Source organism: Bradyrhizobium sp. 33ap4 (assembly GCF_032654765.1).
Classification (GTDB): Bacteria; Pseudomonadota; Alphaproteobacteria; order Rhizobiales; family Xanthobacteraceae; genus Bradyrhizobium; species Bradyrhizobium australafricanum.
Window position 1 is genome coordinate 1 of record NZ_JAUMTJ010000084.1, and the last position, 11,820, is coordinate 11,820.

At 58.7% G+C, this 11,820-nt stretch carries 7 protein-coding genes and 3 pseudogenes; 1 reads left to right on the forward strand and 9 read right to left on the reverse strand.

From position 1 onward, the window contains the following. Both Q2M23_RS39305 and Q2M23_RS44240 read right to left on the reverse strand, forming a co-directional pair. A partial coding sequence (locus tag Q2M23_RS39305) for an ATP-binding cassette domain-containing protein (RefSeq protein ID WP_316398930.1) occupies positions 1 to 270 on the reverse strand: 270 nt, incomplete at its 3' end. A 2,605-nt stretch (positions 271 to 2,875) separates the two neighbouring features. After that, positions 2,876 to 3,280: a hypothetical protein gene (locus Q2M23_RS44240; RefSeq protein ID WP_410469824.1), complete on the reverse strand. Its 405-nt coding sequence runs from the start codon at positions 3,278 to 3,280 to the stop codon at positions 2,876 to 2,878. Between the two features lie 208 nt (positions 3,281 to 3,488). On the opposite strand from Q2M23_RS44240, the pseudogene Q2M23_RS44245 reads away from it, so the two are divergent. Beyond that, a pseudogene (locus tag Q2M23_RS44245) lies at positions 3,489 to 4,276 on the forward strand (IS256 family transposase). Positions 4,277 to 4,569: 293 nt separating this feature from the next. Here the strand turns inward: Q2M23_RS44245 and Q2M23_RS39315 are convergent. From Q2M23_RS39315 to Q2M23_RS39345, 7 genes and pseudogenes are all read right to left on the reverse strand, one after another. After that, positions 4,570 to 6,009, reverse strand: coding sequence for a porin (locus Q2M23_RS39315; protein WP_316398931.1), 1,440 nt, complete (start codon positions 6,007 to 6,009; stop codon positions 4,570 to 4,572). A gap of 1,252 nt (positions 6,010 to 7,261) precedes the next feature. Continuing rightward, positions 7,262 to 7,867 (reverse strand): DUF2817 domain-containing protein, encoded by a 606-nt coding sequence (locus tag Q2M23_RS39320; protein ID WP_410469825.1) that lies wholly within the window; start codon positions 7,865 to 7,867, stop codon positions 7,262 to 7,264. 80 nt (positions 7,868 to 7,947) lie between these two features. Further along, positions 7,948 to 8,202 (reverse strand): annotated as a pseudogene (locus Q2M23_RS39325) (DUF2817 domain-containing protein); the annotation flags it as partial. 251 nt (positions 8,203 to 8,453) lie between these two features. Further along, positions 8,454 to 9,311: pseudogene (locus tag Q2M23_RS39330) on the reverse strand (IS481 family transposase); the annotation flags it as partial. Further along, positions 9,220 to 9,741, reverse strand: a complete 522-nt coding sequence (locus Q2M23_RS39335) for a M24 family metallopeptidase (protein WP_316398932.1) — start codon at positions 9,739 to 9,741, stop codon at positions 9,220 to 9,222. The gene Q2M23_RS39335 and the pseudogene Q2M23_RS39330, both read right to left, overlap by 92 nt. Beyond that, on the reverse strand, positions 9,665 to 10,276 hold the full coding sequence (locus tag Q2M23_RS39340; protein WP_316398933.1) for an enoyl-CoA hydratase-related protein: 612 nt from the start codon (positions 10,274 to 10,276) through the stop codon (positions 9,665 to 9,667). The genes Q2M23_RS39335 and Q2M23_RS39340 overlap by 77 nt, the downstream gene beginning before the upstream one ends. 176 nt (positions 10,277 to 10,452) lie before the next feature. Continuing rightward, complete coding sequence (locus Q2M23_RS39345) at positions 10,453 to 11,640, reverse strand: acetyl-CoA C-acyltransferase (RefSeq protein WP_316398934.1); 1,188 nt, start codon at positions 11,638 to 11,640, stop codon at positions 10,453 to 10,455. Positions 11,641 to 11,820: the final 180 nt, after the last annotated feature.

Genomic DNA, 11,820 nt, shown 5'->3' on the forward strand with positions numbered 1-11,820 from the left:
GTAATTCTGAAACACCATGCCGATGTCGCGCTTGTGTGGAGGCATGTTGTCGATCGAGCGCCCCTCCAGAAGAATCCAGCCGTGGGTGGGCACCTCAAAGCCCGCGAGCATCATGAGCGTTGTCGTCTTGCCCGAGCCAGAGGGTCCCAGCATAGTCAAGAACTCACCCCGCGCGATGTCCAGGCTGAGATTCTTAACGACCAGCGTTTCCCCATCGTAGGTCTTCTGGACCTCGGAAAACTTCACAAAGGCATTGTTCAAGCCCGGCATCGACCCTCTCCCCTATCCTGGCGCTTCTCCCGCTACTGCAGCGGCGCCGACGACCGGACCATGATGTTCTTTTGTGATAGACTGCAGCTGTTCAAGATCGCACACCTGCATGAGGCGTCTGCGTTTGACCAGATGGCGCATTCCTTCCCTACCTGCGTTCTCGTCTACGATCCGGGGACGACAGACGCTTTTTGCATTTCATAGAAGTTTTATCGGGCTCCTCAAGCTGGATTTCCTTAATGTGGCCCTCCGCACGGCCGAAATCCTGCGTCGAGCCGGCAAAATCCGGGGGTTTATATCGACAGCGCTTTCAGCCGAAAAAAATACGCAAAACGTCGGATGCACTTATCTCCAGCGAGAACGAAGCACGCGAACTTGGCCAGGAAGGCGCGAACGTAGGCGCGCGTTTACTCTCCCTGATCGCCACCCTGAAGTGTGGGCTAGCCTAACATTCCGTCGAGCCTAAGCTTCCTAACTGCCTTGACGGATTGCGATACACCCGAAGTCCTTCCGTCTGTTGAACGCCCTCTCGATGCACTAGCAAAACTTGATGACCCTGATCTGCATCGCCGCGCCGCATTAGAACCTCATCGCCGCCCCTCGTTCTCGACTCCCGATCAACCGCACAATTCGAGTCTGGCTGACAGGCTTGAACCCGCCGCTGGCCTCGCGGTGAACGCTTTCGAGACTTCGCCACAGCCTTCCTGAAGCCCACATCGTCGGACTCTCGATGTACTTAGGAGGCAGTTCGCTTGCAAAGCGCGAAGTGGAGCAGAATGGCTCGTGCCTATACTCGCATCCTCGCGACCGAGAATACGCGTTGACAATCCTTATCTTTCCGGAGCTCAAGGTTGGGTTTTGCGGCAGCGCGGCCCATGGCATTTGCTATATACGAGAACGCGCGTTCGAATACTACGCGTGAAATATCGCGTCGTAGACTTTGCTGTGAGCGGGACGACTCTGCTGTCGTCCCTTTGGAATAACGAACGATATTGGGTGAGCGACAATGGTCTCTCGATGCGCCGTAGCGCGTCATGACCTCATCGGCAGGCTTTGCACCGAGGCTGGGTACACTAGTATTCCGCGCCCCAGTATTAGCCGACAGCACAATAACAACTCGGCGGACTCTCGTTGCTAAAATCCGAATGTGCGGTCAGCTTGACTAGCTTGCCGGCTCCTTGATTGGCGCCGGGTCTAGCGAGGCATAAGCGCTTGAAATAAGCCTATAACTGCTACATGTCTTTTCTTCGAGGCCCTTGCGCTCATCAAGTTGCAAGACGCCGCGGGCTTTGCGTATCAATTTTTGTTTTTCGAATCGGATGAGCGTCTCCGTAACCCCGCGCGACGCAATCCCAAGACGATGGAAAGGTAATCGTGGGTAACTGGAAGGACATGAGTACCAAGAACATCGTTCGCCAAACAGAGCCAGGTTGCGACCCGTTCTTGGCAACCGTGCCACACGCCATGCGGAAATCCTGCACATGGATCCTGTGCGCGCTTTCCGCAACGAGCACAACAGATTGATGAGTTGGAAGATTCCCCCCAATAGAAACGAAGCGCCGAGCATACGTCTGTTTCCTATAAGCGCTGTTTCAAGTATGCTTCCCGCTGCGACGATCCTCAGAGAGAGAAGTCCCGACTCCAAAAAATAGACGTGCTCAAGATCCTTTTTCGGACTTGCAGGACCGTCCGTTCTTTCAGAACAATCGGCTGAAGGAATTCCGCTATTGCTGCGAGGTCTTGAAGAGAGAGTCTCGCTAGAATCCCATTTTTGACAAAGAGCCGCTTATCAGAACGCTGCTTAAGCATGGGCTGAGTGCCGGTCGTCCACTGGCGAACTCTATCTCCGGAGCTTTCGAGCGCTCCGGCGAGGGCGGGCACGTGGTCGCTCGTAGTACGGTCTGTCTCCTGAGCTTTAGGACTTAACTGGATCGACCGGCGTAAAACAGTACAGAACTTCTTCAGTCTGTATTGATGCGATGGATGGGGCAATGACGACTAAATCCGGCGCCTACCCGCCATTTTTCAACGAATTTCGTTCGGCGACGAGCCGCCTGTTTCGAGCTGTTGCTTGATCAGCCGCGCCGACGTCGAGGGATCTGGCCGAAGCTCGCTACACAGTCAGACAAGGAAGCTGCCCCACCACCTGATGCCTCGCGGCTCTTGCCGAGCACGATCGCACCAGCCGTTGCATCGAACGGTACATGGGAAGCGCGTTAGACCGCAGGCAAGACGCTCGTCGTCTTCGACTTCGACAGCGTGCCGATGCTATCAAGGCACAGAGCGATTGCCCTCGCTAGCAGCACCGCCTGGTTGAAGGTTCGAGCCAATCAGCTGCTGTTTGATCCACCCGGCGAGGGCAAAGACTCATATCGGTGCAACGATCCGCCAGGCTCTCATTGCGGGGGTGGCACGGTCTCTTCGCAGACACGAGGATTTGGTGCGGCTGCTGTAGGTGGTCCGGCGCGAGCTAGCGCTGCAGTTCGCTATCGCCAAACTCGACCGCTACGAGCGACGCTCGCTGCGATAAGGGCCAATCAGCCGCTATGCGAACGGGGGTGTATTGTCGCGGCCACGTAAGAACGCTGACGACTATCGATCGGAGCTATCGCCGAAAGTTGATGACGGAGGGAATCGAAGGCGGCATATCGTGGGGGTGCTTGACGCCTCCACTTCTCCACCGAAGGAGCGATATGCCGTGTCCAAAGATAACATCATCAAGCTGATTCAGCCAGGAAACGTCGCCGATCAACTCACAGAAGTCTTGCGCAACGGGGCACGTACCCTTCTCGCCCAGGCGGTCGAGGCCGAGATCGAGGACTTTCTTGGCAAGCATGCCGATTTGAAGACCGCGGACGGCCACCAGCGCGTCGTCCGCCACGGTCACCTGCCGGAGCGCGAGGTGATGACCGGTATCGGTCCGGTCGCTGTCCGCCAGCCACGTTTGCGTGATCGCGAGGCGGACGTCACCGATCCCGACCGCATCCGGCCCCTCCGTCGATCCTGTCACCCTACATGCGCCGTTCGAAGTCGATCGAGACGCTTGCCGATCCTTTACCTGAAGGGTATCTCGACTGGCGACTTCTCGGGGCGCTGGCTGCGCTGCTCGGCAAGGATGCTGCCGGGTTGTCGGCATCCGGCATCGGTCGAAGGATGGCTGGCTCGACGAGCACACCGCGTGGCAGAAGCGCGATCTGTCGGCGAAGCGCTACGTTTACATCTGGGCCGATGGCATCCATCTGGAGGCGCGGCTCGAGGACGAAAAGCAGTGCATCCTCGTGCTGATCGGTGCGGCGCCGGAAGGCCGCAAGGAACTGGTCGGCTTCACCGATGGTCCCCGCGAGAGCGCGCACGACTGCCGCGATCTGCTGCTTGATCTGAAGCGGCGCGGGCTCGACGTGCCTCCGCGGCTCGTCATCGCCGATGGCGCAATCGGCTTCTGGAAAGCCGCCGGCGAGGTCTGGACGAAAACGCGCGAGCAGCGCTGCTGGGTGCACAAGACTACAAACGTGCTCGCCAAGCTGCCGAAGAGCCAGCAGCCGAAAGCCGAGCGCGCGTTGCAGGAGATCTGGATGGCTGAAACGAAGGTCGCCGCCGAACTGGCGTTCGACGCCTTCATCGAGAGCTACGCGCTCAAATACGAGAAGGCGGCCGACTGCTTGAGCAAGGATCGAGACACGCTGCTCGCATTTACGACTTCCCGGCCGAGCACTGGAAACACTTGCGGACGACCAACCCCATCGAAAGCACCTTCGCCACCGTGCGCCACCGCACCATCCGATCGAAGGGTTGTCTGTCGAACGGGACCGCGCTCGCCATGGTCTTCAAACTGGTCGAGGGCGCACAGAAAAGCTGGCGGCCGTCTCGATGGCCACAACCAGTTGCCAAAACTCGTTCTTGGTGTGACATTCAACGACGGGATCGAGGTCATCGCGAAGCCGGCCGACCGTCAGCCCATAACCGCCGCCGCCTGACCGGCCCCGGCGTCACCAAAATTTGGCGATAGCTCTATCGATCGCCCGGTGGAGAACAAACGACATTACCCTGTCTCCGTGATCATCTCCAGGAGCTGTCGGTCACGTTAGACTCGGGTGCGCGATGAAGAATGTAGGAGCCGGTTCGGGATCACGGACTTCACCTTTCCCTCGTGTTCGGGAAAGTTGGATCGAACGACGCTTGCGGTTGAGCAGCGACGATTCAGAACGTATTGTAGTCTTCCCTGGGGAGCCTGAGGATGCCCCAGGGAAGGATGCATGGACAAAATACATCGTACTGTCGTGGCGACGCGACAGATGGCTGTTAGAACTTCAAGATTAAACCAGTCAGGAAGGTAGTGGTGGATGTGTTAGCGTAACCCGCGGAAAAGCCGCCGGCGAGATCCGACCAAACAACGCCAGCGTAGACGTCCACGTGCTTATCATACCTGTAAACCGCAGAGAGTGACGCAGTTTGCCAAACGCCTGAACAGTACGAGTGGGCATTGCTGGAGCACGGCCTGGCAGTAGCGTTCGACTGGAAGTAATCTTGCATTGCACGGTAGTATCCCGTCGAGATAATCCAGGGGCCAGTTTCATACTTCGCGCCGATCCATGCAAATCCAACATTCTTATGGCCATAGGAATATGCGGTATTATTGACCGCACCGAATATGTAGCCGCCGACTGTCGTATCCCCCACAACAAGCGGGCTGGACGGATTCGAATATTGGACATGGTCATAACCCGCGTAAAACGACAGCCTGTTGGCAGGAGCATCCTTGGCACCGCCAGTAAAATCATAGGTATATCTACCCATGAGGGCCCACTGCTCGGTGTTCTGCCCGCTGACACTAAGAGTGCTACAACTCGGTGTGCCGGCCACGCCGCATCCGCCAACCCCGAAGAGGCCGGCTCTCACAACGTTCCGCTCCACGGTGTACACCGCATCGAAGGCGAAGCCTTGCCAGGTAACACCAAAATTTCCTGCATAGGCATCGCCATGGAGGGACGTGCCCTGGCTCTGTCCTTGGCCGAACATGAGGCCAGCATGAACAAGTTCATTCGTATAGACGTATTTGGCTGAGTTGTTCCATCTAGCCGCTTCGGTGGCTCCGGCGCCTGCAGTAAATCCAGGCGACCACAGAAGGCCCGAGAAATCGGCAATAACCACCGGATCGAAACCCCATATGGAATCCGCAGCGAGCGTGTTGTTTCGGCCGACCTGCAGCTGCCCGTAGGTCGGATTGCGTACACCGGCCCAAGCTTGGCCGTTGATCCCACCGCATTTGCTCGAGTCTCCGCTTGTCGTTTGTTGGCTGTCCGGCTTGCCATTGTTGTCGAGGAGAGTCTTGCAGCCGTCAGAAAGTTGGCCGGTTAGCGGACTAAAACTGGTTTCAATCCTGCCGATCGCTTGCCAACCATACGCGAGGTTTTCCTCGATCTTCAGACCGACATATGTATAACCTTGCGTGTTTATCGTCGAGATTGGCCCCCGGCCGGTTGGAGCGGCGAAGACGTTGGCATTCACGCCCCCAAAATAGTTGCCGATCGGAGCAGAGTTGTTTGAATAGGCGTATCCGAGATCGATCGACCCATAGAGCGTGATGCCGTTCCAGGTCAGCGAGTCGGGAATTGGATTTTTTAGAGCTGGAGCTTTCAGTACTTGGTCCAAATCAGCCGCCTGTGCAGCCACCGTCAAGCCAGCAAGAGCCAGCCCACAAACTACGCCTTTTACTACCCGTCGCTCGATGGATGACGTCATACTTCCCCCTTCATCGTAAGTTAATCACTGCCCAATACGATAGTGCTGGATTACGTTCTTCTGTTTGCATCACGTCATGACAGCACCCATCGTTTTGATTTTGGACAGCGCTATTGCCTTGGGCCACCCGTTAGTCGCACGCGGTTTTCACGGCGACCGTCACCATTCCAAACCTGCCGTTAGTATCCGCCGCTGAACATCAGCTTGAGACAACCGAAATCGCGAACATTGCTTCTCAATCTGAGAAAGCGTCACGACCATTGACTAGAATTCTCGTGGCAGCAGACGTCGCGACAGGGCTCATTCCGTGACACGCGGATTAAACCTAACCGACTACATCCCTCTGAGGGCTTACGAACTCAGTACGTATCGGACGGCGAAAGCTAGTCTGCGCTAGCTGCGTGCTATATTTGCATCACGAGGGTCCGTACGGCCCACTGAAATTGGCGACCACAAAGATCATTCGATGAAGCAGACTACCAGTGGGCGATTTCGTTGAAGAAGGCTAGCAGTGTTTCGTTGTAGTAGCCCTGCTGGATGGGTTCTAACCGCGCGAACCTCGGCGTGCACATTGGGATCGGCTTCACCCTCGTGCGTATCCTTTGGGCGGTGACGCGTGTAAGAACTTGTCGCGCGCCGCGTCCGGGCTCGTAAAGCGTAAACGATCGAGGTTGAGAATACGCCTGAGGTGCGCAGACAAATCTGATCTTGATGCGAAGCAGACGCGAGGTGCGTCCTTTCCACGATCATGGGTCATGTCGCGAGCGACGTCATAGCCTGAGCGCGGTCTCCGCCGTGAAGGCTGCTTGGTAACCCGCGGCTTCAATGAGCATCGATCGCAATCGCGCTCGCTCGCGAAGCAAGAATCGTGACACCATCGATCCACAGTACTCCGATAATCGAAGTGTTCGAGCGAGCGCTCATTCATGCACCTGGTCGGGTGATACCTCTGCCTCCCGAATTACCGCGTGACTTCGACCGCAACAATAATCGTCTTCTCGAAATCGAATCGGAGTTCGTCGAGTAAGCGAAGAACGCTTGACCGCCGCGCATCCTGGCCCAGCGCACCGCTTAGACGAAGTGCGAAAACAAACTCCGGGGTGACCTGCCCTCTCATTGCGACGCGATCAGTTCAGGGTCCGACCAGGAAGAAGCGGATCGGTCATCAGCCGACACAAAATGCTTGCTGGGGCCGGCGCCGGGATCGGCAATACGGCGTGGAGCGCGAACCACGTCCTCACGGCCTAGGTCGCTATTGTTGCGCTGTTAGCGCCTCGATCGCCTGTCGATGGACTTGGTGGGATCGCCAGAGGACCATCTTTGTCCAGTCAGCAAATTGCGGGTAGAAGTGTTGCTTCGTGGCCCGACGAATTCGGCGACCAAGGTCGGCATGGGCCGCCTGCGGCCTATACATGAACAGCCGATGATCGTCGCGGAGCGCGGTTCCGCTTGGATACGTTCCGAACTCGAGCGCGACGTAGGTGTGGCGATCACCTAGGGTTCGCTCCCAAAACGCATCCACAGAACCGGGAATGATAACCGAAGTGGAATTCCCGACTTCTGGCGACGTCACCGAAGGTCCAAAGATCTTTACCGCTCGATCATAACCGTCGAGGCCTGAGGGCTGCTCGCATTGCAGTTCCCCGTAGCCATACCGGCCAAGGCCCGTGTGGTAATCGATGATGATGACCTCGTCACGCGGTGCGACATTGGAGACAGCCACGATGTGCTCAAGCATCTGCCTAGTCTCTGTCGGCGCGGCCCCTCCGTAGAACATGCCGCCTGGCCGGGTATATTGACCTCCGGACCGCGCTTGCAAGTATTGCGCCTCTCCATGGGCCGCCTTGTAGGCCTCGATAGCGCCTTGCGCCCGCCGCGCTCCTTCTTAATATCGGCAGGAACAATATGGTCGGCCAACTCCTCGTATCCCGTATTTTCAGGAAGCGCTGCGGAAAAGTCGAGGAATTTGCGATTGAGGTCCACGCCCTCAGCCGTCACACGGCGGTCCCAGGCGAAGCCATAGGAATTGAGCGCGTGGATCAGAAGTACCGCGGTTGATGGTGGAAGACCCTCGTGAAATCTTGCCCGCAAGAAGAGCGCTTGGGCGGCGGATCGGCAGTAGCCTTCGACTCCGTGCGTTGCAGATACCAGGATCAGTAGTCTCTTGGCGTCTTCGCGCCCGAAGTAAGCCAACGTCAGTGTACGGGGGCTCTCCGGAAGACGGGGCGATAGAATGCTCGCCCTCGCGGCTCATTTCGCCACTTCCAATTGGGCCTTGGTACACATGCGCACTGCGCCCTCGCGACGCCTCGGACTGCGTCATGGTTGCATCCGTTGGCGTTAAATTGCAGTCGCGACGCTCGGTGCGCCCTGGAGCCCTAGGTGTTCAGTCCCGAGGTCAAGTGGATGGGATCGATCCTGAAGCGGTTTGGTTCGTCGGCTCATGCTTTGCAGATAGCTTCATAGGGCGTGAGACCACGCAGGGTCTTAAGGCGTCTGGCGAAGTTGTAAGCATCAAGGAAGGCAGCGAGGTGATCTTCCAATTGCTCGTGGGTCTCGTAGTGGTATCGCCGGACGGTTGCCTCCTTGAGCGTGCGGTTCATTCTCTCGACCTGACCGTTAGTCCAAGGATGATTGGGCTTGGTCAGGCGATGCTCGATGCCGTGTCCCAGGCAGGCCCGGTCGAAGGGATGGCCGCGCCAGCTTGCAGTGGCGCCATCACGATTCTTAGGCAGGTCGGCGAACTGGATACCGTTGTCGGTCAGTACAGTGTGGATCCGGAAAGGGACGGCCGCCACCAGTTCTTCGAGGAAGGCCCTGGCTGCTGCACCCGTGGCCTTCTTCACCAGCCGGGCGAAGGCGTATTTGGCGGTCCGGTCCACCGCCACGAAGAGATAGAGTTTGCCTTCCTCGGTGCGGACCTCAGCGATATCGATGTGGAAGTAGCCAATGGCGTAGCGCTTGAAGGGGGGCCTGGCGGGCTTGTCGCCGGCGATCTCGGGTAAGCGGCTGATCCCGTGACGTTGCAGGCAGCGGTGCAAGGACGAGCGCGTGAGATGCGGGATCGTCGCCTGCAGCGCATAGAGACAGTCATCCAAAGGCAGGAGCGTGTGCTTGCGGAAGGCGACGACCATCGCCTCTTCCTCGGCAGAAAGCACGGTCGAGCGCACGGTCTTTGGCCCCATCGGCGCATCGTGGACAAAGGTGCGCTTACGCCACTTGGCGACCGTCTTTTGGTTGAGCCCGTGCTGGGCGGCTAGCTCTTTGAGCGGAGCCTTCGATCGCTGTATTGCCGCTCGGATCGCGTGCGTGGTCGTGGCGCTGCCATGGAGTATCTGGCCCATAGGTCCTCCCGGAATGAAGGACCAGTTTGGCTGATTCCCCCACACTCCGGGACCAGACACCTAGGCCTGATAGAGCGTGCGCGATGTGGCGCTCAGGACTTCCGCACCGCGCTCGTTCACCAGGACGCGTTCGCTGCACCCAAACAAGTTCCCGTTCTCGCCGAATAGAATGAGCGGCACATGTAAGGTCATGCCCGGCTCGAGAACGGCCTTCGCCCCCGGCTCGACGCTGATGTTGCCGCGTTCGGTCCAATGGATGCCAGTCTGGTATCCGGTCCGATGCCCGCTTGCGGCCCGAACGATCGATCACCTTACGCGCAGCCGCATCCACTTCGCCTACTATCACCCCCGGCTTGATGGCCGCAATCGCAGCCTCGACGGCCTCCACCGAAAAAGCGTACAGCGATTCCGTCTCCGGATGACGCCCAAGCTCGGCACCGCGCACCACTCCGGGCGCATACGGTCGGATCGGGCTGAAGGACAATATCGCCGGTGCGGCGGGCGATCAGTGAGCCGTCGAGAATCGCCGCAGCCGCGGCGAGCGCCGCCTCGTGCGGCTTGCCCGTGCGGTCCAGAATACCCAGTTCCAGCGCTTCTTCGATCGGGACCTGACGGCCGGTGCTGATGATTTCGATGGCGCTCTCCAGCGCGATCAGGCGCGGCAAACGCTGTGTCCCGCCTGCACCCGGCAGTAGTCCCAACGTTACCTCCGGCAAGCCAAGGCGCGCGCCGGGCAACCCCACTCGCGCATGGCAGGCCAGCGCCAACTCAAGCCCGCCACCTAGGGTCGCGCCGTGCACTACAATGACCACCCGCTTTTTGCTGGCTTCAATCTGGTCCAACACATCTGGCAACCGCGGCGGTATCGGTGGCTTGCCAAATTCGCGAATATCGGCTCCGGCCGACAACGCCCTGCCTTCCATAGATCGCAATGACCCTCACTTTGGGGGATGTCGCCTAGCGCCGCGACGGCATCAGCCAGCTCCTGACGCACAACCGCACCCGGCGCATTCGCGGGGGGATTGTTCAGGACGATCAACCCGACCCCGTTCTCGATACCGGTGCGGACGGTTGAGCTCTCTAATTTCATCACGGCAACTCACAGACGCTCTATGACCATGGCGATGCCTTGCCCGACGCCCACGCACATCGACAGGCAGGCATAGCGGCCGCCGCTCCGCTCGAGCTGACGCAACGCTGTCAGGATGATGCGGGCGCCTGAGGCACCGAGAGGATGGCCGATGGCGATGGCGCCTCCATTGGGGTTTAGGCGGCTATCAGCGGGATCAAGATTCAGTTGCTTGCAACAGGCGAGCACTTGGCTGGCAAATGCCTCGTTGATCTCAATTACGTCCATGTTCTTCAAGCTCAGCCCCGCGCGTTCCAGCGCTTTCGGAACGGCGAAGCCGGGTCCGATGCCCATAATGCGTGGAGGGACGCCGGCGACAGCGCCGGAAACGATCCGCGCCCGCGGTTGCGGTCCGAGATGCTTCGAGCCAATCATCAAAGCCGCCGCTCCGTCATTGACGCCTGAGGCATTGGCGGCAGTCACCACGCCGCCCGCGAAGAGCGGCTTCAGAGTAGCCATTTTTTCCGGCGTCGTTTCGGGGCGTGGATGCTCATCGGCATCTACAACCGTGCGCTCACCCTTTCGGCCGGGAACCTCGATTGGAAGGATCTCGTCCTTGAAGAACCCCTCGGCACGGGCAGTCTCGTATTTCTGCTGACTGTCGTAGGCAAAGACATCGCATTCCGCGCGGCCGATTTTATAATCGATGGCAAGATTGTCGGCGGTTTGGGGCATAGCATAGTCGCCAAATTTTTCCCCGAATTCCTTGTTGGGAAACCGGGTGCCGATGGTCGTGTCGTAGATTTCCGGCTGGCGGTTCCAAGCGCTCGGCGATTTGCCGAGTACAAAGGGCGCGCGCGTCATGCTTTCGGTGCCGCCCGCAACATAGAGGTCGGCCTCGCCCACTGTGACAGATCGCGCCGCGTCCAAAGCCGCGGCCATCCCCGAGCCGCACAGTCGATTCACGGTCAGCCCGCCTGCGCCTAGGCCCACATCGCCCAGGAGTCCGACAAAACGGGCCACGTTCCGGCTGTCTTCGCCGGATTGGCAGACATTGCCAAGGATCACGTCCTCGACGCGCTCGACAGGCAAGTCAGATCTCTCCATGAGAGCACTCACGACCCGTGCTGCCAGATCATCGGCCCGGACGCCCGCCAGCGCGCCGCCATGGCGGCCGAAGGGACTGCGCAAACCGTCGAAAATATATCCTTCAAGCATCGGTCGTAATCTTTCTCTTGGTGCTGGGTCCGAGCCCAATTCTGGTTCCTAGTGCAAAGCAGCCGCATGCGCAGTCTACGGGAACTGACGAACCTTCATCTCGGAAGGCTCGCACTTCTGCTGGAGGCGCGAGATCCATCAAATTCCTTCTAGAATTCAGCAAAACGGACGGGGTGATGT